The 20296-nt window shown below is 75.9% G+C and carries 18 protein-coding genes; 11 read left to right on the forward strand and 7 right to left on the reverse strand.

What is annotated here, in order from left to right:
* Positions 1-18: 18 nt before the first annotated feature.
* Complete coding sequence (locus tag AC07FJ_RS19900; protein WP_468296543.1) at positions 19-294, forward strand: DUF1876 domain-containing protein; 276 nt, start codon at positions 19-21, stop codon at positions 292-294.
* Between the two features lie 215 nt (positions 295-509).
* On the opposite strand, the gene AC07FJ_RS19905 is transcribed toward AC07FJ_RS19900, so the two are convergent.
* Positions 510-911, reverse strand: a complete 402-nt coding sequence (locus AC07FJ_RS19905; RefSeq protein WP_361425269.1) for a ChaB family protein — start codon at positions 909-911, stop codon at positions 510-512.
* A 230-nt stretch (positions 912-1141) separates the two neighbouring features.
* Between AC07FJ_RS19905 and AC07FJ_RS19910 the strand changes: the two genes are divergently transcribed.
* From AC07FJ_RS19910 to AC07FJ_RS19925, 4 genes are all read left to right on the forward strand, one after another.
* Positions 1142-2107 carry a thiopeptide-type bacteriocin biosynthesis protein gene (locus AC07FJ_RS19910; protein WP_479050600.1) on the forward strand — a complete coding sequence of 322 codons (966 nt, stop codon included), beginning with the start codon at positions 1142-1144 and terminating at the stop codon, positions 2105-2107.
* Position 2108: 1 nt separating this feature from the next.
* Positions 2109-4943, forward strand: coding sequence for a lantibiotic dehydratase (locus tag AC07FJ_RS19915; RefSeq protein ID WP_479050602.1), 2835 nt, complete (start codon positions 2109-2111; stop codon positions 4941-4943).
* An 18-nt stretch (positions 4944-4961) separates the two neighbouring features.
* Positions 4962-5117 carry a hypothetical protein gene (locus tag AC07FJ_RS19920; protein ID WP_479050604.1) on the forward strand — a complete coding sequence of 52 codons (156 nt, stop codon included), beginning with the start codon at positions 4962-4964 and terminating at the stop codon, positions 5115-5117.
* Between the two features lie 78 nt (positions 5118-5195).
* Positions 5196-6365 (forward strand): lanthionine synthetase LanC family protein, encoded by a 1170-nt coding sequence (locus AC07FJ_RS19925; protein WP_479050606.1) that lies wholly within the window; start codon positions 5196-5198, stop codon positions 6363-6365.
* Here AC07FJ_RS19925 and AC07FJ_RS19930 read toward each other — a convergent pair.
* Positions 6330-7472 (reverse strand): MGDG synthase family glycosyltransferase, encoded by a 1143-nt coding sequence (locus tag AC07FJ_RS19930; protein ID WP_479050608.1) that lies wholly within the window; start codon positions 7470-7472, stop codon positions 6330-6332. The two genes, AC07FJ_RS19925 and AC07FJ_RS19930, sit on opposite strands and share 36 nt — an antisense overlap.
* 224 nt (positions 7473-7696) lie before the next feature.
* Here AC07FJ_RS19930 and AC07FJ_RS19935 point away from each other — a divergent pair, with 224 nt between their 5' ends.
* Genes AC07FJ_RS19935 through AC07FJ_RS19945 form a run of 3 tightly spaced genes read left to right on the forward strand, consistent with a single transcriptional unit; the run spans position 7697 to position 10147 of the window.
* Positions 7697-8479 (forward strand): SDR family NAD(P)-dependent oxidoreductase, encoded by a 783-nt coding sequence (locus tag AC07FJ_RS19935; protein WP_479050610.1) that lies wholly within the window; start codon positions 7697-7699, stop codon positions 8477-8479.
* Positions 8480-8483: 4 nt separating this feature from the next.
* Entirely contained in the window at positions 8484-9362 is an 879-nt protein-coding gene (locus AC07FJ_RS19940; RefSeq protein WP_479050612.1) for a DMT family transporter, read from the forward strand.
* Positions 9359-10147: a polysaccharide deacetylase family protein gene (locus AC07FJ_RS19945; RefSeq protein WP_479050614.1), complete on the forward strand. Its 789-nt coding sequence runs from the start codon at positions 9359-9361 to the stop codon at positions 10145-10147. The genes AC07FJ_RS19940 and AC07FJ_RS19945 overlap by 4 nt, the downstream gene beginning before the upstream one ends.
* Here the strand turns inward: AC07FJ_RS19945 and AC07FJ_RS19950 are convergent.
* The gene (locus AC07FJ_RS19950; RefSeq protein WP_479050616.1) at positions 10093-11202 is read right to left on the reverse strand and encodes an amidohydrolase family protein; all 1110 of its coding nucleotides are present in this window, start codon (positions 11200-11202) and stop codon (positions 10093-10095) included. The genes AC07FJ_RS19945 and AC07FJ_RS19950 overlap by 55 nt on opposite strands.
* Before the next feature lie 299 nt (positions 11203-11501).
* Here AC07FJ_RS19950 and AC07FJ_RS19955 point away from each other — a divergent pair, with 299 nt between their 5' ends.
* From AC07FJ_RS19955 to AC07FJ_RS19965, 3 genes are all read left to right on the forward strand, one after another.
* Positions 11502-12593 carry a class I SAM-dependent methyltransferase gene (locus AC07FJ_RS19955; RefSeq protein WP_479050618.1) on the forward strand — a complete coding sequence of 364 codons (1092 nt, stop codon included), beginning with the start codon at positions 11502-11504 and terminating at the stop codon, positions 12591-12593.
* A 47-nt stretch (positions 12594-12640) separates the two neighbouring features.
* Complete coding sequence (locus AC07FJ_RS19960) at positions 12641-13066, forward strand: DUF6153 family protein (protein WP_479050620.1); 426 nt, start codon at positions 12641-12643, stop codon at positions 13064-13066.
* An 86-nt stretch (positions 13067-13152) separates the two neighbouring features.
* Positions 13153-13806 (forward strand): DUF305 domain-containing protein, encoded by a 654-nt coding sequence (locus AC07FJ_RS19965; protein ID WP_479050622.1) that lies wholly within the window; start codon positions 13153-13155, stop codon positions 13804-13806.
* Between the two features lie 65 nt (positions 13807-13871).
* Here the strand turns inward: AC07FJ_RS19965 and AC07FJ_RS19970 are convergent, their stop codons facing one another.
* From AC07FJ_RS19970 to AC07FJ_RS19985, 4 genes are read right to left on the reverse strand one after another with little or no spacing between them, the layout of a single operon-like run.
* Positions 13872-14942, reverse strand: a complete 1071-nt coding sequence (locus tag AC07FJ_RS19970; protein ID WP_479050624.1) for a trypsin-like serine peptidase — start codon at positions 14940-14942, stop codon at positions 13872-13874.
* Positions 14943-14952: 10 nt separating this feature from the next.
* Complete coding sequence (locus tag AC07FJ_RS19975; RefSeq protein WP_479050626.1) at positions 14953-16086, reverse strand: trypsin-like peptidase domain-containing protein; 1134 nt, start codon at positions 16084-16086, stop codon at positions 14953-14955.
* On the reverse strand, positions 16083-19136 hold the full coding sequence (locus AC07FJ_RS19980; RefSeq protein WP_479050628.1) for an AAA family ATPase: 3054 nt from the start codon (positions 19134-19136) through the stop codon (positions 16083-16085). Before AC07FJ_RS19980 ends, AC07FJ_RS19975 begins: the two co-directional genes overlap by 4 nt.
* Positions 19117-20250, reverse strand: a complete 1134-nt coding sequence (locus AC07FJ_RS19985) for a hypothetical protein (RefSeq protein ID WP_479050630.1) — start codon at positions 20248-20250, stop codon at positions 19117-19119. The genes AC07FJ_RS19980 and AC07FJ_RS19985 overlap by 20 nt, the downstream gene beginning before the upstream one ends.
* Positions 20251-20296 lie beyond the last annotated feature (46 nt).

Here is a 20296-nt window from a genome sequence, read left to right on the forward strand (position 1 = left end):
ACCCAGGAGGTGAGTGCGATGCAGACGATCGTCGGATGGCACGTCGATATCGAGTTCTCCGAGGACGAGGACACCGGCAAGACCAAGGCGTCGTGCCTCGTCAGGCTCCCGGACGGCACGGAGATGCGCGGCCACGGCAGGGCCAAGCGGCACCCGGACGACATGGACCAGCACCGGGTCGGCGAGGAGATCGCGGCGGCACGCGCCCTCAACGAACTGTGCAGGAATCTCATGAAGAAGGCCGGACACGAGATCGAGGAGGTGACGCACATCCCGGCGCACATCGCGATGTGAGCCGCCGAGCCGGCCGCCCCGGAGCCTCGGACCCGCGCGGCCCGGGGCTCCCGCCGCTCCCGCTTCCGCGAGCGAGCAGGGCCGTGAGGAGGGCCGCGGGCTTCCGTGAGCAGGGCCTCAGCAGGCCCCCGGGCAGCCCCCGCCTCGCAGGGCCGGGCTCAGCCCCCGCGGCGAAACGCGCCGGGCTCAGCGCCCGCTTCGCAAGGGCGGGTCTCTCAGCCGCGCGCCTTCCGCGTCTCGGCCCTGTTCGCCTTGCGGATGGCGTCCAGCAGCTCCGGCTTCGACATGCGCGAACGGCCCTCGACGCCGAGCTTCTTCGCCAGCTCGTACAGGTGCTCCTTGGAGGCGTGCTCGTCCACACCCTCGCCGCTGCGCCCGCCCTGCCCGCGCGGGCGCGCCGCCAGGGAGTCCGAAGGCCCCTTGCGGCCGCCCTCCTTGCGCTCCCAGTGGTCGCCCACCTTCTCGTGCGTGTGCTTCAGCGCGCTGAACGCCACCCGGTGCGCGCGCTCGCCCTCGCCGTACTGCTCGACGGCCGAGTCATGGGCCTCCGCCCAGGTGCGCTGCGCGCTCTCCGGTGAGCGTTTCAGTGTCGACGGCATAACCTCTCGCCCCGGCATGACCGCCGCCTCCCTCCCTCGTACGGATAGCGGGTGAAGGACGGGTGTCCGAGAAATCGCCGGACAAACGACACCGTCGGTGGTCGCCTGGGGTGTGAGCCGGTGGTCCCGGAATACGGAAATGCGCCAGCGTACCTCCATCGATAATATGATCAATTCTTTTCGTGCTTTCGGCACAAAGCGGCCCGGACATCACTGAGGAGGAATCCCCCACCAGCGAGGAGGGCCGCATGCTGGAGGTCGAGCGTCTGCTGGCCGACTGCCTGGACGACGCACGCACCCAGCCGCTGGGCACCGTGCCGCTCGTCCCGGACGGCCCCGCCTACGCGGCGGCCCGCCGCGCGTTCCTGACGGCGGGGCTGCGGGCACTGCGCGAGGACCTGCCGGAGACCGGCTGGGTGCAGGTCAGCGTGGCGCCCGAGCCGTCCGCCTGGCCGCTGCTGTACGGGCGCGTCGTCGAGGCCGCCGACGACCTCCTCGCCACCGGCCTGGCACGCGACTTCTTCTTCATGCACAAACCACCGGGCCTCCGCGTCCGGTTCCGCGCCTCCGAGGCGTCCCGGGCGGGCGAGTTGCGCGCCGCGCTGGCCCGCCACTTCGAGCGGCGCGACGGCGCCTGGTCGCGGCCGTACGCGGGCGTGTACGAGCCGGAGACGTACCTCTTCGGCGGTCCGCACTCCATGCCGTACCTGCACGGGCTGTTCACCGCCGACTCCCGCGCCTGGCTGGACCTCCACACGGCCGCGCCCGGCGAGGCCGCCCCGCCCGACTGGCGGGTGTCCCTCATCCTGCTGCGCACGGTGCTGGACGCCCTCGGCATCGTCGGCTGGGAGCACCGCGGCGTGTGGCAGGTCGTCCGGGAGGAGACGGGGCGCCGCCTCCCCGACGGGCTGCGCGGCGAGGGGCGGCAGCGCGCCGCCGACGGCATCCGCGCGTACTGGAACGAGACGCCCGACGCGCAGCTCGACGCCCTCCCCAAGGCGTGGCGCGACGTCCTGCGCTCCCACCGGGAGGCGGCGCGCCGGGCGGCGGAACACTGGCGCGCCGGTTACTTCGAATCGGGGGAGGCGACGGTCGGCCCGCGCCGGGCGGCCGCCCACCACGTGATCTTCCACTGGAACCGCGGCCGGTTCTCCGTGGCCCGGCAGTGCCTGCTCACCGAGGCACTCGCCGACGCCGAAGAGGGGACGGCCTGAGGTGGCCGCCGCACGGGACGCGGCCGGCGCACGGCACGACGCGGCGCGGCCCCCGGACGCCCCGCACGCTTCGAACGCCCCGCACGCTTCCGACATCCCGCACGTTTCCAACGCGCCGCAGAACCCGGGCGCCCCGCAGGCCCCGGACGTACGAGGGGATGCGCCCGGCGCACCGCGCGTACGGGACGCGGCAGGAGTGCCCGACCCGGGAGGCGTACGCGACCGGGCCCTCGGCGCCACGGCGCTGCTGCGCGTCGCGGGCATGCCCTGCGACGCCTGGACCGCGGCCGCGAGCCCCGAGCTGTTCGAACGGGTCGTCCGCCAGGCCGACGCCGACGACCGGCGCGCCGAACGCGCCCGCCTGCTCGCCGACCGGCTCGGCGCCGACGTGGTGCCGCAACCCGGGCTGACGGGCGCCGACCGCGGCGCCGTCCTGGCCCTGCGGCGGCGGCTGCACTCCGGCGCGCCCCCCGGCGCGGCGGACTGCCGCCTCCTGGAACGCTCGCCGGCCGTCCCGGACCACCTGGCGGCCGAGGCCCGGGCGCTACTGAACGCGACCGGTACCGCGGCGGCCGGCCTCACCGCGCTGGAACAGGCGGTCACCGCCGAACAGGAACGCATCGCCGTCCAGGCCTGGGACACCGCCCGCTCCAACCCCGTCCTGCGCGCCTTCCTGGCGGCCACCGCCCCCGGCCTCACCGAGGACGTCGAACGGCGCCTCGCCGAGGGGCAGTCCTGGACCGGCAGGCAACTGCGCAAGCGCACCGCGTACATCTGGCGCGTCCTCGGCCGGGCCGCGGCGAAGACCACGCCCCGCGGCTGGGCGGGCCAGATCGCCGCGCTGCCGGTCACCGCCGCACCGGACGGCAGCTCCCTCCTCGCCCCCGGCACCGCCGCCCTCGGCGCGCTGGCGGCCACCGCCATGGAGAACATCCACCTCGTACGGACCCGGATCGCGCCCCTGGACCTGCGCACCGCCGACCCTGCCACCCTGCTCGTGCCCGCGCCCCTGCACTTCACCGAGCCGGCCACCGCGCCGGAGGACCCGGCCGGACGGCTGCGCTGCTACGTCGTCGACCCCCGCGAGCCCGGCCGGCTCCGCCAGGTCGTCCTGCGCCGCACCCGCGTCCTGGAGGTGGTGCTGGCCCTCCTCGCCGACGGCCCGTGCCCGCTGGGCGAGCTGGAGAAGACGGTCCTGGGCGCCGCCGCGCCGCCCGGCGGCGCGGCGGCCGCGGACCCGGGCGTGCTGCGGGGGTTCCTCCAGCACCTGCTCTCCCTGGGCGTCCTCCAGGTCTGTACGGCCCCCCGGCACCGGTACAGCCCCTGGGTCCGGGCCGACGCCGTCACCGCGACCGGCACGCTGCCGCACCCCGGCACGCCCGCGGGCACGGACCCCGGCGGCTGGTTCCTCGACGCGTACCGCGCCCTCGGGCCCGGCGCCACCGTGCCCGTACCGGCGGCCGAGCGCGTGCTGCGGGGCCTGCGGATCGCGGCCCGGATCGCCGCCCTGCGCGAGGCCGAAGGCCACCCGGACGTCCCGCCCCAGGCGCGCCCCGAGATCGCCGCCCTCACCGAACGGCCGCGCCCCGTCAGCGAGATCCTCGCCGACCGGCTCTCCGCGGCCGACGGCCCGCCGCCCGTCCTGCGGCGGTACGGCGGCTGGGCCCCCGCCCGCGACCCCGGGTCCGGCTACGCCCGGCTCCTGGAGCACCTGGACGCCGCCGCCCGCTCCGGCGCCGAACGCGTCGACGTGGACGACGCGCTGCTCGACGCCCTGGGCGCCCCGCGGGGCCGTGACGCCGTGCCGCCCTGGCCCGTCGACTGCCTGCTGCGCCCGCTGTCCCCGCAGCCGGGCCCCGGACCCGTGGCCGTCCTGGAGACCGCCTCGGCCGCCGGGGTGCTCGACGCCCGCTTCGCCGACGCACTGCGCACCCTGCACGGCGGGTACGGCAACGCCGACGCCTACCGCGACTTCCTCGCCGCCGTCGAACGGCGCACCGGCGTCCGCTTCGTCGAGCTCCTCGTACCCCCGCTCGCCGAGCGGGCCGCCAACGCCGTCCGCCGCCCCGTGGCGACCACGTGGTGGACCGGCGACCCCGACCCCACGCCGTACTACGGGCCGCTCGGGGCGCACGCGCGCTACCTGCCGCTGGACCGGATCACCGTGCGCCGCAGCGGCCGCCGGATCATCGCCGAGGCCGACGGGCAGCGCATCGTCCCCGTCCACCACGCCACCCGCTCCCCGGTCCCGCCCTACGACGTCCTCGTCCGCATCCTGCTCGCCGCGAGCCACCCGGCCGCCTCCTGGCTCGTCCGCCTGGACGGCCTGGACGCGGCGCTGCCGGACCGGCGCGGGCTGCCCCGGCTGACGGCGGGCGGCGAACTCGTCCTCTCCCCGGCCACCTGGCGGCTGCGCCGCGCCCACCTGTGGCACCCCGGCGACAGCCTGCTCACCAAGGTCCGCACCCTCGCCCTGCTGCGCCGCGACACCGCGCTGCCCCGCCACGCCTTCGTCCGCACCGGCCCCGGCGCGAAACCGGTGCCCGTGGACTTCGACTCGCTCACCGCCCTCCACCTCGTGGAGCGACTCTGCGCCCAACAGGCGGGCGACGAGCTCCTCGTCGAGGAGATGCTCCCCGCGCCCGGAGAGCTGCTGCTGCGCGACCCCCTGCACGGCGGTGCGGCCGTCGCCGCGCAGGCGCTGCTGAGGCTGCCCTGCGACCAGGGCGCCGAACGGCTCGCCGTGGCCGCCGCCGACGCACTGCTGCGCGGCGACGCACAAGACCTCCCCGGCCCGCCCGCCAGGCGGCCCGCCGGGGTGGACCCCACCCAGTGAAAGAGAAGGGAACGTCCCATGCCCCACATCGAACTGGCCGACCTCGACCTGCTCATCGACGACCTGGACGAGCGCATCACCGACAGCGAGCTGCCGTCGGCGTCGCCCACGACCGCGGGCTGCAGCGGTCTGTGCACGATCGTCGTCTGCGCCACCGTGGTCATCTGCGCCTGACCACACGTCACAGGAGCCGCCCGGTCCATCCGGGCGGCTCCGCCCACGCCACCCCGCCGCCCGCCCGGGAGGACCCCGATGGCGTACGCCACCCACGACACCGCCCACGACCTCGCCACCCGGTACCTGGAGGAGTGGACGGCCGCCGCCGACCGGTCGGGGCCGCCCTCCGACCCCGGCATCCCCGTCCTCGCACACCTGGTCGCGGACCGGGACACGGACCGGGACGCGGCGGCCGCCGCCGTGGCCGTGTGGGCCAAGTCCGCCGGGCGCGGCCCGTCCCACCCCGCGCTGTACGACGGCGGGCTGGCCGGCACGCTCGTCGGCCTGCGCCTCGGGGCCACGCTCCACCCGGCGCTGCACCGGGCCGCCGACCGGCTGCGCGACCATCTGGCCGCCCGCCCCCCGGCGTACCGGACGGAGGGCGTCGCCTTTCCCGACTACGACCTGATCTCAGGCCCCTCCGGCACCCTGCTCGCCCTGTGCGCGGGCACCGACCCGACTCCCGGTCAACTGCACCCGCTCGCCGCCCATCTGACGCTCCTGTGCGACGGCGACGAGCTGCCCCGCCTGCGGGCCGGACAGTACGACGGGCACCCCCACCTCGCGTGGATGCAGGGCCGGATCAACACCGGCATGGGCCACGGCGTCGCCGGACTCGCCACCGCCCTCACCGCCGCTCTCCGCCGCCTCGGGCCCGACCCGGAGCTCACCGGCGCGCTCACCCGGGCCACCCGCTGGCTGGCGCGCCAGGCGTACGACGACGAGCGCGCCGTCCGCAGCTGGCCCGGCGCCGGACTGGACGGTGGCCCGCCGCCCGCCGTCCCCAACCGCCGCCAGGCCTGGTGCTACGGCAATCCCGGCGTCGCCTGGGCCCTGTGGGACGCGGCCGACGCCCTCGGCGACAAGGAAGCCGCCGACGGGGCCGCCGCGGCCTTCACCACGCTGGCCGAGCACTACGACACGGAGTTCCACCTCTTCGGCGACACCCCCGGTGACCTGCTCGGCCTGTGCCACGGAGCGGCGGGCGTCCTGGCCGTCGCCGACGCCTTCGACCGCCATGCGCGCGTGCCCGCCGCGGCCGCCCTCAAGGAACGGCTCGTCCACCACCTGGCGGCGCGGCTTCCCGGCACGTACGACGACTGGCCGCCCGGCCTGCTGGGCGGCCCGGCCGGGGCGCTCAGCGCCCTGCTCACCGCCGCCCACGGCGCCTCACGCGCATGGCTGCCCTGCCTCGGGCTGCGCTGACGGATCGCCCGCCGGCGGATCGCCGAGCCCCGCCACCAGCCGCGCCGCGTCGTCCCGGAACACCGCGGCGCCGCGCTCCACGCGCCGCTCACGCTCCGGCCCCGGACGCACCAGCCGGTCCGTCAGATCGAGGAGCTCCGCGAGGCCGGACGCGTACACGGTCAGGCCCTCGGCCGCCATCCGCCGTACGCCGACGGCACCGTGGCCCGGGATGGGCCGGTAGCCGACCACGGGCACACGGGCGGCCAGCGCCTGGACGGCGGTCTGGCCGGCGGCGTTGTCCACCAGCAGCCGTACGGCCGACATCAACCCCGGCACGTCGTCCACCCACCCCAGCGCCAGCGCCCCCGGCACGCGGGCCGCGCGCCGCCGCAGCCGTTCGTCGCGCCCGCACAGCAGCACCGGCAGGAAGCCGTGTCCGGCCAGCGCCCCGGCGGTCGCCAGGAGCCCGTTCCCGACGCCCCAGGCCCCGGCCGACAGCAGCACCGGCGGCCGCCCGTCGCCCGCCCGCGCGAGCCGCGCCGCCCACGCCTCCGACCGGGGCGGGCGGTCGAACCCCGGCGGCACCACCGGCCCCGGCGCGGCGGCCGGGCACCCGGTGAGCGCGCGGGCGGTCCGCGCGGCGGTCTCCGAGACGCACAGGAACAGGTCGTTGCCCGGTTCCAGCCACGCCCGGTGCAGCGCGAAATCGGTGACGAACACCGTGCACGGCACCCGCAGGGTGCCGCGCCGCCTCATCCGCCCGGTCACCTGACCCGCCAAGTGGAACGTGGACACGACCACGTCCGGCCGCCAGTCGCGCACCAGCGCGCCCAGCCGCCGCTCGGCCATCGCGGCCATCGGCGCCACGTCGAGCCGCCCGCGCGCCGGTGCCGCGGCACCCTCCGGAGGACCCGGCGCCAGGAAGGCCGCGTAGATCGCCTCGTACAGCCAGGGCGCGTGGCGCACCGTGAACCGGTAGAACGACCGCACCCCCGGCCCGGCGCCCGGCGGCAGGAGCGTCAGCACATCGCGTACGAGGACCTCGTGGCCCGCCGACCGGAGCCGGCGCGCCAGTTCGGCGGCCACCGTGTCGTGGCCCGCGCCCATGCTCGCGCTGAGCACCATGCACCGCCGCCCCATGGGCGCCTCCAGACCTCGGCGCCGGCCTCGCTGCCGGCCGCTTCCATGCTCGTCCGTCCGGGCGTCCGGCGCGGCCGGGGAAGGCGCCGAATCGGCCTGTTCGGGTGGATCTGCAGGGGATCGTGGCGGCCGCGCCCGCTCCCGGGAGGCGAACCGGCCGGAAACAGGGACGCTGGAAGGGCACGTTCCCCACACTCCGGAGGATCCAGATGCCCCCGACACCCGCAGGGCAGGTACCCGCAGGGCCGGTCGCGCTCGTCACGGGAGCCTCCTCCGGGATCGGCGAGGCCGTGGCCGAGCGCATCGCCGCGGCCGACCGGGGCTGGCGGCTGCTGCTCGGCGGACGGGACGAGGAACGGCTGGACGCCGTGGCCCGCCGCACCGGCGGCACACCGCTCGCGGTCGACCTGGGCGACCGGGCGGGCGTGGAACGGCTCGCGGCCGAGGCCCTGAAGCGGGAGGGCCGCGTCGACGCGCTGGTCGCCGCCGCCGGGGTCGGCTGGGCGGGCCCGTTCGTCGACATGCCGGGCGACGCCGTCGACCGGCTCCTGACCGTCAACCTCACCGGCGTGGTGCACCTGATCCGCCTGGTGCTGCCGGGGATGGTGGAGCGCGGAGCGGGCCGCATCGTCGTGATCGGTTCCATGGCCGGCCGCGTCGGCGTCGCCAACGAGGCCGTGTACGCCACCACCAAAGGCGGCCTGCTCGCCCTCGCCGAGAGCCTGCGCTACGAACTCGCCGGTACGCGCGTACGGGTGACGGTCGTGCTGCCCGGCGCGGTCGACACCCCGTTCTTCGACCGCCGGGGCGTCCCGTACCACCGCGACCACCCCCGACCGGTATCCCCCGAACGGGTGGCGGACCTCGTGTGGCGGGCCCTCGCGCGCGGCACCGACCACGACCTCTACGTCCCCGGATGGCTGGCGATGCCCGCCCGGATGCAGGGTGCCGTGCCGGGCTTCTTCCGCGCCCTGGCGAAGCGGTTCGGCTGATCCCGTGCTCGCCCTGTCGATCCTCCTGGCGCTGCTCGCGGCGCTCGGCAACGCCGGCGCCTCGGTGCTCCAGCGGCGCGCCGCGGCCGACGTCGGCCCCGGCCCGTCCCGGGCCCGGGGCGGGTGGATGGCGAACCTCGTGCACCGGCGGGTCTGGGTGTGGGGCGCCGGGCTCCTCGCCGTCTCCGGCATCCTCCAGGCACTGGCCCTGGCCACCGGACCGCTGTCCATCGTGCAGCCCGTCATGAGCACCGAGCTGATGTTCACGCTCGTCCTCGGCAGCGTGGTCTTCCGCCGCAGCCCCGACACCGCCACCCGCTGGGCCTTCGCCGCCATGGCGATCGGCCTGGCCGCCTTCCTCGCCCTCGCGGACCCCTCCGGCGGCCGGGACACCGTCCCCCCGGCCGACTGGCTGTGGACCGCCCTCGCGATCGGCGCCTTCGTGGCCGTGATGATCGCCGTGTCGGTACGGCTGCCGTCCGCGCCACGCGCCGCCGCCCTCGGCACCGCCACCGCGACCGGCTTCTCCTGCACCGCCGCGCTGCTCAAGGACGCCCTGGGGCGGCTGCCGGACGGGCTCGGCGCGGTCCTCACCACCTGGCAGCCGTACACCGCCATGGGCGTGGGGCTCGCCAGCTTCCTGCTCCTGCAGGTGACCCTGCGCGCGGGCACCCTGGTGGCGTCCCAGCCCGCGATGACCCTCGGCGACGCGCTGCTGAGCGTGGTCCTCGGGGTGACCCTCTTCGCGGAGAAGGTGCACCTCGGCTGGCGCGTCGGCTTCGAGGTGCTGGCCCTCGCCATCCTCACCGCCGGCTGCGTCCACCTGGCCCGCTCCCCGCTGGTCGCGGAGGACCAGGAGGCCAACGGGCGGTCGAAGTGGTGAGCCCCCGCACAGCCGCCCGGGCGGCCCTGGCCGCCGCGGCCTGGCACATCGGGCCCGCCGCCACCTGGCTGCCCGCGCCCCGCGCGCTGCTGTGGCCGGGGCTCGACGGGCGCGGCGACCCGGCGCGCGTCGCGCTCACCTTCGACGACGGCCCCGACCCGGCCAGTACGCCCCGCTTCCTGCGCGCCCTGGACGAACTCGCCGTCCGCGCCACCTTCTTCGTCCTGGGGGAGCGGCTGGCGCGCCACCCGGACCTCGGGCGGCGGATCGCCGCCGAGGGCCATGAACTGGCCGTCCACGGCTGGCGCCACGACCGCCCCTGGTGGCCCCGGCCGCTGCGCGACGCGCGGGACCTGGCGCGCACCACCGAGCTCGTCACCGAGGCCGCCGGTCAGCGGCCCCTGTGGTACCGGCCCCCGTACGGCATCCTCACCGGCGGGCGGTGGGCGGCGGCGCGCGCCGCCGGGCTGCGCCCGGTGCTGTGGTCGGCGTGGGGCCGCGACTGGACCGCCGACGCCACCCCCGCCGGCGTCCTCGCCGAGGTGACGAGGACCCTGCGCGGCGGGGGCACGGTCCTGCTCCACGACTCCGACGTGACGAGCGCGCCCGAGTCGTGGCGGGCCGCCCTCGGCGCCCTGCCCGCGCTCGTCGCCGCGTGCCGGGCGCGCGGCCTGACGGTCGGACGGCTCGCCGACCACGGCCTCGCCGGCCACGGCCTGGGCCCTCTGGGTCAGGAGCGGCAGACCTCCGGCGCCCGGTCCTCCAGGCCGAGCAGCCGGAAGTAGTTCTGGCCGAGCGCGATCCCGCGGAACGCCGCGTCGCCGAGCTCCTTGTTGATCCGGCTCGTCACCTCCAGCTCCTCCTTGTAGACCGCGTAGTCCTTGTCCGCGGACGCCACGAAGTCTGTCCCCGGGATGGCCCGGGTCGGATACGCGTCCAGGAACCGGGCGTACAGCCTGCGCACCCCCGGCTTGCCGAAGTACTGGTCGTCCAGCACCCGCCAGCTGAGGTCCAGCGTCAGGTTCGGGTGTTCGCCCAGGAGCCGCTTCAGGATCGTGATGTGCCACCGCGGGTCCATCGTGGACAGCTCCTTCGACAGGCCCATGTGCGCCCACACGATCTTGTTGCGCGGATAGCGGTCCAGCACCCGCTCCAAGAGGTGCAGGTACTTCGTGGGCTCGCGGTCGTTCCCGAGGTCCGCGTGGAGGGTGACGGGGATGCCGCGCTCCTCCATGACGGCCATGAACTCCGCCCACGCGTCGATGTCCTCGGGCGTCGCGGGCTCGTGGTGGTTGTCGAACAGCGCCGCCTTCACCACGTTGAGCTCGCCGCTCCAGCGGAAGAGTCCCGGGAACTCCTCGTCGTACAGGGCCAGATCCGCCGGGATCCCCTCCGGGTTCGCCACGTCGAAGGAGCTCATCGAGAGCGTCAGACGCGGGTTCTCGGGCTTCGACTCCAGGTAGCTCTCACCGTTGACCACGTCGTTCTTGATGCTGGGCAGCACCGGAGTGCCCGGACAGTCCAGGTAGTACGTGCAGCTCGACCCGACGGGCAGCTTCTGGCCGATGCCGAACACATTGGCGTAGCGCACCCCGCTCTTCCGCAGGTACGCGGTGACCTCGTCGAACGGGATGGCCTTGCCGCCGAAGGGCCGGAAGTGGAGATGACCGTCCACCTGGGAGGTGTACGGCTGCGTCGCGCGGTCGAAGCAGTTCTTGACGGCCGCGGCGGAACCGGCGCCCGCCGGGGAGGCGGCCACGGAGGCGGCGGCCAGGGCGGCGACGGCGACGGCGGCGCGCCTGCCGACGCGCAGCCGCCGTACGGTGTGGGGGGCGTTCATGGGTGACCAGGGATCCTCTCTCGGGCGGTGACCTTGCCGCAGGCATAACCGGCCCGGCCGGACGCGGGCGGCTCCGCCGCGCCGGGGCACCCGAACGGATGCGGGCGGGCCCCCGGGCCGGACGGGTGACGCCGCCGCGCGTCCGGCCGCGCGTCCGGTCCCGTGGCCGGGCCGGCCTGGCAGGGTGGAGCCGTTAACTCCCAAGCGCCCCCGCCACAGGGGGCTGCTGGGCCGGGTCCCCCGGGGCGGCCGTCGTCGCGCCGGGGGCCTTGCCTTGCCCGAGGAGAGGCGTGACGCGAATGGCATCAGAGCCCGGCGCATCGAGTCCGGCGGAGACGTCGAGTCCGGTGGAAGCGGGGGCGTTCGCGGCCCGGGTGGCCGGCGTCCTCAACGACGCGTGCCTGGCCCTGCTCACCAGCGTCGGCCACCAGACCGGGCTCTTCGACACCATGAGCACCCTGCCGCCGGCCACCAGCCGGGCCATCGCCGACGCGGCCGGGCTGCACGAACGGTACGTACGCGAATGGCTGGGCGGCATGGTCGTGGGCGGCTTCGTCACGTACGACCCCGACGGCGGGACCTACCGCCTGCCGCCCGAGCGCGCCGCCTGCCTCACGACGGCGGCGGGTCCCGACAACCTGGCCGGCATGATGCAGTACATCGCGCTGCTCGGCGAGGTCGAGCAGCGGGTCGTCCGCTGCTTCCGCGAGGGCGGCGGCGTACCGTACTCCGCCTACCCCCGCTTCCAGGCCCTCCAGGCCGAGGAGAGCGCCCGCGTGTACGACCGGGCGCTGGTGGACACGATCCTCCCGCTCGCCCCCGGCGTCCTCGACCGGCTCCGGGACGGCATCGACGTCCTGGACGTCGGCACGGGGCAGGGCCACGTGCCCGTGATCCTGGCCCGCGCCTTCCCGCGCAGCCGCTTCCACGGCCTGGACCGCTCGGAGGAGGGCATCGCCGCGGGACGCGCGGAGGCCGGCCGCCTCGGTCTGGACAACGTGCGCCTCACCGTCGGGGACGCCGCGGACCTCCCCGGCACGTACGACCTCGTCACCGCCTTCGACGTCATCCACGACCTGGCCGAGCCCGCCCCCGCGCTGGCGGCGGTCGCCGGGGCGCTGCGCGAGGGCGGCACGTTCCTGATGGGCGACATCGCCGCCTCCAGCAGGCTGGAGGAGAACATCGGCCACCCCTACGGCCCCGCCCTCTTCGGCTTCAGCCTCTTCTACTGCATGACCACCTCGCTCTCCACCGGCGGAGCCGGCCTCGGCACGGTGTGGGGCGAGCAGACCGCCCGCCGCATGCTGCGCGAGGCGGGCTTCACCGAGGTGGAGGTCCGGTCGGTCGAGGGCGACCCGATGAACGTCTACTACGTCGCCCGCACGCGGTGACGGACCCCGGCGCCCCGGGTGCCGCACGGCCGCCTACGATGGCGGACGTGATCCCCGCGCAGCACCGCCGACCCGTACGCCCCACGGCGTACCGGCGGATGCTGCTCGTCCTCGCCGTGCTCGCCGGGGTGTTCGCGATGCACGGGCTGGCCGCCGGTACGGCGGCGCCGCAGGCCCACGCGCCGCGCGGCGGGCACGGGGCACACGCCGTCGCGTACACCGTCCACGTCGCGGGCGACGCCTGCGAGCACTTGGACGAGGCCGGGGCCGGACGCGGCGGGGCCGGTCACCTCGACCACGCGGACGCCACGTGCGCCGCCGGCGGCGTCTCCACCGCGCCCGCCCCCGCGCCCCTCGCCCCCAGCGGCGTCGAGCCGGAGACGGCCCTCGCGCCGCCGGCCCGCCCGGCCGCCGGCGCGGCCACCGGCCGGGCCCCGCCGGACCTGGCACAGCTGCAACTCCTGCGCATATAGCGGCGCCCGCGCGGCGCGCGGCCCTGACGGGCCGCCGCCGTGCCCCGAGCCGTACCCACGTTCACGCGCAAGGAGTGCACCACCCCATGTTCACGACCACACGCCCGTCCCGTGCCCGCCGAGCGGCCGCTTCCGCCGCCACCGTCGTCACCGCCGCGCTCGTCCTCGCCGCCTGCGGCGGCGACGGCGACGACACCCCGTCCGGCCACACCGGCCACGCCACCACGTCCACCGCCCCGGCCTCGCCCGGGCAGGGCGCGCACAACGCCGCCGACGTGGCCTTCGCGCAGGGCATGATCCCGCACCACCGGCAGGCCGTGCAGATGTCCGAGATGGCCGCCGACCGGGCCGCCGCCCCGGAGGTCAAGGCGCTCGCCGAGAAGATCAAGAAGGCGCAGGACCCGGAGATCCGGACGCTGTCCGGCTGGCTCACCTCCTGGGGCGAGCAGGTGCCCGGCGAGGACGCCGGGATGGACCACGGCGGCCACGACGGCGGCCACGGCGGCACCGCCGGCATGATGACCGAGGAGGAGATGGACCGGCTGGCGAAGTCCTCCGGCAAGGCCTTCGACACCGCGTTCATGGAGATGATGATCAAGCACCACGAGGGTGCGGTGGAGATGGCGAAGACGGAGCAGGCCAAGGGCTCCTACGCGCCCGCCAAGAAGATGGCCGGCGACATCGTCGCCGCGCAGTCCGCCGAGATCGCCGAGATGAACAAGCTGCTCGGCAAGGGCTGAGCCGACGGGTGCGGCCGGGCGGCACCGTCACAAGGCGCCGCCCGGCCGTACCCGGGGCCGTACCGTCATACGAAGTTCACCCCGGCCCCCTCCACCAGCGGGTCCTCCACCATCTGCCACAGCGGCACCGCGTAGTTGCCGAAGCCGTACCGGCCGCCGAAGTGGAGGCCGAGGACGCGGTGGTCGGTGAGGTCGAAGACGGGCGAGCCGCTGTTGCCGCCGAGCGTCGAGCAGTCGTGCTTCATGACGTTCTGCTCCGGCGCGAGCTCCGTGGCCGTCCCCGGCTGGAGGCGCTTGACGTTGTAGACGTCCATGAAGATCCGGCGCATCGACTCCGGTTCGTTGCGCCGGCCGTCCCAGGCCGGATAGCCCACGCAGTACACCGGGTGCCCCGGCAGGTCGGCCGGCGCGTCCGCCGCCACGGCCAGCGGTGTCGGCAGCCCCTCACCGGCGCCGCCGTCGTCGGGGGCGATCCGCAGCAGCGCCATGTCCACCTCCGGGTGGATGCCCAGCACCTCCTCGACCGCGTACGACGGACCCTCGGCGCCGGGCGGCGCACCGTACTCCTCCGACGTGTCCAGCCGGGCCGCCATGCCCTGCTGGAAGCTCCAGCCGTCGCCGTCGGCCCGCGCGAACTCCACGGCGACATGGCGGTTGGTCATGATCACGTCCGTGCCGACGAGGAAGCCGGTGCCAACCCAGTCCAGGCTCAGGTGGCCCGTGACCTCCACCCGCCCCACGCGCGCGATCGAGTCGCGGATCGCGGGCCGGTGGCCGTCGAGCACCGCCCAGTCGCCCGGCTGGGACGGGAAGTCGCAGCCCTGGACGAGGAGGGCGGGCCTGCCCTCCAGCAGGACGATCGCCTCCATCCCGAAGGACTCGTCGTCGGTGATGTCGTCCCCGCGCCCCTCGGAGAGCTTCTCCAGACCGTCGGCCCCCGCCGACAGCACCCTGGCCCGCTCCTGCCCGGCGAAATCCGCGATGTGCCCGGCGGGCCGCTCCTCCGGTGCGAGCTCCCGCTCCGACTCCGGCACCTCGCGCGCCAGCCCTTCCCGTACGCGCGCGGCGACCTCGGCCAGGTCGGTGAAGACCCGCTCGGTTTCCGTGGCCACCGGGGACCTGTTCCGTTCTCGCATCCGCCTCTCCTCACGCGTCTTGAGCCGCTTCGATCTCGGCGTGGACGGCGGGACCGGCCGCCGCCAGGTGGCTCAGCACGGCGGTCAGCTGGGTCCCGACGTTCACGAACGCCGTCGCTCTGCCCTGGAAGTTCACGTTCCCCACCCGTTTCGAGCCCCGGTGCAGCGCCACCACCCGCCAGTCGTCGGTGAGGACGGGCGAGCCGGAGGACCCGCCGCGGGTGTCCGTGAAGTAGCGCAGATCGCGCTCGTCGGCCTCGTACACGACGTTGTTGCGCAGGGCCACGCGCTTGGGCTGGCCGCCCGGGTGCTGAATGATGTTGACGGCCACGGAGTCGCCGGGCACGACCGTGAGCGGGCGCCGGGCGAGCCGGAGCACGGGGCGGTCGGGGGCCTCGGCCAGACGCAGCACCGCGTAGTCCAGGTCCGGGTCGGCGGCGACGAGCTCGGCGACGGCCACCTCCTCCGCCTCGCCGTCCTCCTCCGTGTCGTAGCCGAACCGCGCGCGGGTGTGCCGCGCCTGCAGGAGCAGGTCCTCGGGCGCGGCCCGCGCGGGACCGGCGCCGCCGCCGGTGCGGGCGTTGACCACGTGGTGGTTGGTGACCAGCAGGTCCGGCGTGATCAGCCAGCCCGTACCGGAGTGCGGAAAGCCGTTCGGCTGGAGCGGCGCGCCCCCTTCGAACGGCGGGACCCTGACGCGCGCGACCGCCGCCCCCGCCCGGTCACCGCCCCGCAGGAAACCGAAGGGCACCGTGTCGTCCCGGTGGACGATCTGCTCCTTCACCTCGGGGAGGTGGCGCCCGGCCAGGACGTCCGGCTCGCCCGCCGCCGCCCGCGCCACGTCGTCCAGGGCGCGCTGGAAGACGGCGAGCGGCGCGGCCTCGGTGGTCTGCGCGACGGCGTTCCGCAGCCAGGTCTCCAGCGGTACGGAGCCGTCCACCAACCGCTCCACCCGGTTCATCTCGTTGAGGTCCGAGTGCAGTTGCCGCCCGGGCGCCGGCAGCAGCGGCAGGGTGCCGCGGTAGCGGGGCATGACGCCGTCGAAGAGCAGCGGCCGCACCGACGGGTCGGCGAGCCCCGACTCCAGGGCGGCGTCCCGCACTTCGAGGATCCGGTCGGGCGGGAGATACGGGGTCGGGGTCATGGCGGTCCTGTCCTGCGGGTGGGGGAGGCCGCGGGGGTCGTACGGGTGGTGGGGGTTGTACGGGTGGTGGGCGTCGTGCGGGCGGCGGGGGCCGCGGGTTCGCCGTCGCCCGGGGCGTCCAGGCCCATCGCCGCCGCCACCCCGACGGCGATCTCTCCGCTGTCGTCCGGCACGTCGAGCAGCCGCCGCGCGAGCGCGTCCAGCGTGCCGTGGTCACGCGCCAGGCGCAGGATCCCGATGACACTGGACGGCGGCGGCGCGTCCGGCCGCCGCGCCGGGCCCGCCGCGTCGACCAGCAGCTCCATCACGTCGCCCAGGAGCCCGGGCCGGTGCGCCACCGCCCGGCGGATCGCCGCTCCCAGCACATCCGGTACGGCGTCGTCGGCGGGCAGGCCCACCGCCTCCAGCGCATGGCCCAGCGCCCGCGGGTCCCGCGTGTGGACCTGCGACGCGGCCGCCCGTACGAGCTCGGGCTGACCGGCCAGCACCGCCTCCGGCAGCCGGCGCAGCCGCCGCGCCAGCCGGTCGTCGGCGTTCCCGTCCCGCGGCGCGCCACCCCCGCCGGACAGGCGCGTACGGGCCAGCAGGGCCCCGATCGCCTCCAACTCGTGCCCGAGGCGCACCGCGATGTCCTCCGCCAGGCACAGGTCCCGGTCGGCGGCCTCCAGGTCGCCGTCCTCCTCGGCGAGCCGCGCCGCCAGCAACAGCAGCTCCAACAGCCGCTCGCCGCACACCCGGGCCCGGCGTGTCCCGCCCGACCCGGCCCCGGTGGCCACCGCCTCCGCCGCCCCGATCGCCTCCGCCAGGGTCGCGCGGGCCTCCGCGCGGCGGCCCAGCCGGTCGAGCGTCTCGGCGTGGAGGGCGTGCAGCGCGCTGCAGGGCCTCCACGGGCGGCGCTCGGCGAGCCGGGCGGCCGCGTCCCCGGTGAGGCCCTGGGCGAGCAGGTCCTCGACCTCGCGGGCGGCCAGCCGCTCCCAGTCCTCCTGTTCGGCACCCGCCATCACCGGCTCCGGGGCCGCCCGGCCGGACTTCGCGGCCAGCAGGGCCGCCGCCCGCGGGCTCAGGTCACGCTCCGCGCCCTCCAGGAACCGCTCCACGCCGGGCAGCCACCGCTCCTCCACGGACCGGGGGTTGTCGCCGAGCCGCAGCCGGTGGTAGATCTCCTCGGCCCGCGCTTCCGGGCCGGGCCGGGCCGCGTAGAACTCCACGGCGCGCCGTTCGACCTCCCGGGTGGTCTCGGTACGGTCCTGGGCCAGGAGCCGCAGCATGATGCAGCGGACGTCGGGGCGGTGGCGTACCGCCGAGGGGCCGGCCGGTTCGACCAGGTCCAGCCGGGCCAGCTCGTCGAAGAGCCGCCGGGCGTCGCCCATGGTCTCCACGCGCAGGCCGCAGGGGCCGGCGAGCACCTCCTTGATGACCTCGGGGGTGATCACGCGCAGCACCAGCCCCGGGTGCGCGAGGCGCCGGACCTCGTCGTCCGCGATGTGGTGGAGGATGCGGTCGTACAGGATGCCCTGGACCAGCATCCGATCCACACGCTGGAAGAAGTCCCGGCGCGGCTCCGGCAGGCTGCCGATCAGGTCGCCCGTGCCGTGACCGGCGACACCGGCGAGCAGGGCGGCGCGGGCGGCGAGCCGCAGGCTCAGCGGATGCCCGCCCACCCGGTCCGCGAGCATCCGCGCCACCTCCGGATCGTCCACCCCGCACGACTCCAGGAGGCCCACCGCCGCCTCCCGGTCGAGCTCGGCGAGCTCCAGGTCCCGGGACGCCACGGTCTGCGCCGGGTGGCCGACGGGTGCCCGCCCGGAGATCAGCACGCGCAACCGCGGATGCACGGAGTGGAACGCCGTGAAGGCCGCCCACAGCCTGCCGACGGCCGGCGACCCGCGGTACTGCGCCTCCTCGAACGAGTCCATGACGACGACGAACGGCGCGTCCGCCTGCCCGGCGCCGGCCGCCGCCCGCACGAGCACCTCGGCGACCGCGCGGACGAGAGCGGTCTCCCGCTCGATGGACACGAGCTGGAACTCCTGCGACGACGTACGCCCCAGCACGGCCCGGGTGGTGGACAGCCGGTGCAGCCGGGCCACCCGCTCCAGGTCCTCGCGCTCGCCGCGGGCCGCCTCCTGGCAGTCGCCCGTCAGCGCGTCGAGCTCGGCGTGGTGTTCCGGGTACTGGACGGCCAGTTGCCGGGCGACCTCGGCGATGACCGTGGCCGGCTCGTGCACCGACAGGGTGGGCCGCTCGAAGTCGACGTACGCGAACGGAAAGCCGGCCGTCCCCCGCTCGGCGCCCTCGACGCCGTCCAGCAGGAACTTCGCGAGCAGCGTGGACTTCCCCATGCCGCCCGGCCCGTGGATGACGAGCGGCCCGACGGGGAGGGACCCGGGGCCGTCACCCGGCAGGGCGGTGTAGGCGCGCAGCTCCCTCAGCTCGGCGGCACGGCCCTGGAAGGGCTCGCGTACGAGACGCCTCAGCGGCTCCAGGAGCCGGGCCCGGTCCAGCGCGCGCCGGACCTGGTCCGCCTCGGGCAGTCCGGTGAGGCCCGGCACCCGGGAGAGCCACAGCACCGCCTGCAGGACGTCGGTCAGCTCGTCGGCGGAGCGCCCGCGCAGGTCGGGCGGGCGGCCGGACAGATAGGCCAGGGCGGACCGCTCGGGCCCGGGCTCGTCCGCGAACTGGTGGGCGTTGCACTCCAGCAGGCGCCGTGCGGCCCCGGGCCCGGCCAGGGAGGCGAGCGTCTCCTCCCGGACCCGGCGCTTGAGGGTCCAGCGGCCGGTGCCCGTCCCGCCGTCGCCGGTGCAGTCGTCGAGCAGCTCCAGGATCGCCTCGCCGCCGGCCCCGTCGTCGTCGGGCAGCCGCAGCCGCTGGGGGTCGAAGGAGCCGAGCAGGCAGGCCGCCTCGCGGTACGCCCGGTGGGGGGCCGAGACGGCGGGCGGCGGCTCGTCGCCCGTCCGCAGCTCCCGGCGCAGCCGGGCGGTGAACAGCTCCCGCAGCGCCTCGGGGCCGGGCCCGCCGGGCGCGCCGGTTTCAGAGGGTCCGGTAGACATGGATGGCTTCCTCCGCCGCCGTACAGAGCCTGCGCATGTAGCTGTCGCCGTCGCCCTTCCCGGCGGCGCGCAGCACCTCCTCGACCGCCACGTCCACGAGCGCGGCGACCGCCGACTCCCTGGAGTCACCCGGGGCGAGGGCGGCGACGGCCGCGGGCGGGGCCTCGTGGAAGTACTGGTCGAAGAAGGCGCGCAGGTCGGCGCCGTCCGCGACCCTCGCGGTGTCCCGGCAGACGCTGCCGCGCACGTCGTACGGCAGTTGGCGCATCGTCGGCCCGTAACCGAGGAGGACCAGCCGGGGCGCCTGCTCGCCCCGTACGGCGGCGTGCTCGTAGATGGCGAGGGCCAGCTGGCCGATGAGGTCCCACACGTCGGAGGTGGCGTCGAGCTTGTCGCACTCGTCGAGGACCAGCCAGAAGGTGTCCTCCCCGGTGGCGGCCCGGCGCACCACCCAGTGGACGGCGTCCTCGAGCGACGCCAGCGGGTCGTCCCGCCCTGCGGGATCCGGCGGCGAGGGTCCCGCGGCGTGCGGTTCGCCGACGAACTCGGCCAGCCGCCGCAGCACCCGGGCCGCGGTGGCGGCGGGGGAGAGGGTGACGCGCGCGGGGCGGAAGCCGCTGTGCTGCCCGACGTGCCGGATGAGTTTGTACGTGTACGAGCGGCCGCTGTCCGGGTCGCCGTCCACCACGAGCACCGACTTCTCCGGGTCGTGGACGAAACGGCGCAGCGTCTCCCGCAGGTTCTGGCGGTCGATGAACGCCTCGGTGCCGTTCTTGAGGACCAGGGTGCGGAAGCTGTCCTGGGAGGCGTGGACATTCCGGTCCTCCCGCAGCCGCTCCAGGAACTCGTGCGCCTTGGCGACCTCCGGTCGTACGGCCAGCCGGTCGGACGCGGCGACGGCCTCGACGAGCCGCAGCTGGCGGTCGATGTCCCGGCGGGAGGAGCGGACGAGCGTGAGGGCGTTCTCGCCGCTGACGGCGGTCAGCGGCAGCGCGGCGACGAAGTCCGGCGGGAAGCCGGCCTGGAGCAGCCCGGTGTGCGGATCGGTGGTGTCCAGGAGGTACTCGCGCACCCACAGGGTCACGAGGTCCCATTCCGTTTCGGCCAGGGGCATGGGCCACCTACCAGGGCTGACGCCCCCCTCCTCGCCCCCCTCTTTT

Source organism: Streptomyces sp. NPDC045998 (assembly GCF_056430285.1).

Bases quoted from the DNA above. Each gene is read 5' to 3' on its own strand.
- AC07FJ_RS19900 (WP_468296543.1), top strand. From the start codon at position 19: ATGCAGACGATCGTCGGATGGCACGTCGATATCGAGTTCTCCGAGGAC.
- AC07FJ_RS19905 (WP_361425269.1), bottom strand. From the start codon at position 911: ATGCCGGGGCGAGAGGTTATGCCGTCGACACTGAAACGCTCACCGGAG.
- AC07FJ_RS19910 (WP_479050600.1), top strand. From the start codon at position 1,142: ATGCTGGAGGTCGAGCGTCTGCTGGCCGACTGCCTGGACGACGCACGC.
- AC07FJ_RS19920 (WP_479050604.1), top strand. From the start codon at position 4,962: ATGCCCCACATCGAACTGGCCGACCTCGACCTGCTCATCGACGACCTG.
- AC07FJ_RS19925 (WP_479050606.1), top strand. From the start codon at position 5,196: ATGGCGTACGCCACCCACGACACCGCCCACGACCTCGCCACCCGGTAC.
- AC07FJ_RS19930 (WP_479050608.1), bottom strand. From the start codon at position 7,472: ATGGTGCTCAGCGCGAGCATGGGCGCGGGCCACGACACGGTGGCCGCC.
- AC07FJ_RS19935 (WP_479050610.1), top strand. From the start codon at position 7,697: ATGCCCCCGACACCCGCAGGGCAGGTACCCGCAGGGCCGGTCGCGCTC.
- AC07FJ_RS19950 (WP_479050616.1), bottom strand. From the start codon at position 11,202: ATGAACGCCCCCCACACCGTACGGCGGCTGCGCGTCGGCAGGCGCGCC.
- AC07FJ_RS19955 (WP_479050618.1), top strand. From the start codon at position 11,502: ATGGCATCAGAGCCCGGCGCATCGAGTCCGGCGGAGACGTCGAGTCCG.
- AC07FJ_RS19965 (WP_479050622.1), top strand. From the start codon at position 13,153: ATGTTCACGACCACACGCCCGTCCCGTGCCCGCCGAGCGGCCGCTTCC.
- AC07FJ_RS19970 (WP_479050624.1), bottom strand. From the start codon at position 14,942: ATGCGAGAACGGAACAGGTCCCCGGTGGCCACGGAAACCGAGCGGGTC.
- AC07FJ_RS19975 (WP_479050626.1), bottom strand. From the start codon at position 16,086: ATGACCCCGACCCCGTATCTCCCGCCCGACCGGATCCTCGAAGTGCGG.
- AC07FJ_RS19980 (WP_479050628.1), bottom strand. From the start codon at position 19,136: ATGTCTACCGGACCCTCTGAAACCGGCGCGCCCGGCGGGCCCGGCCCC.
- AC07FJ_RS19985 (WP_479050630.1), bottom strand. From the start codon at position 20,250: ATGCCCCTGGCCGAAACGGAATGGGACCTCGTGACCCTGTGGGTGCGC.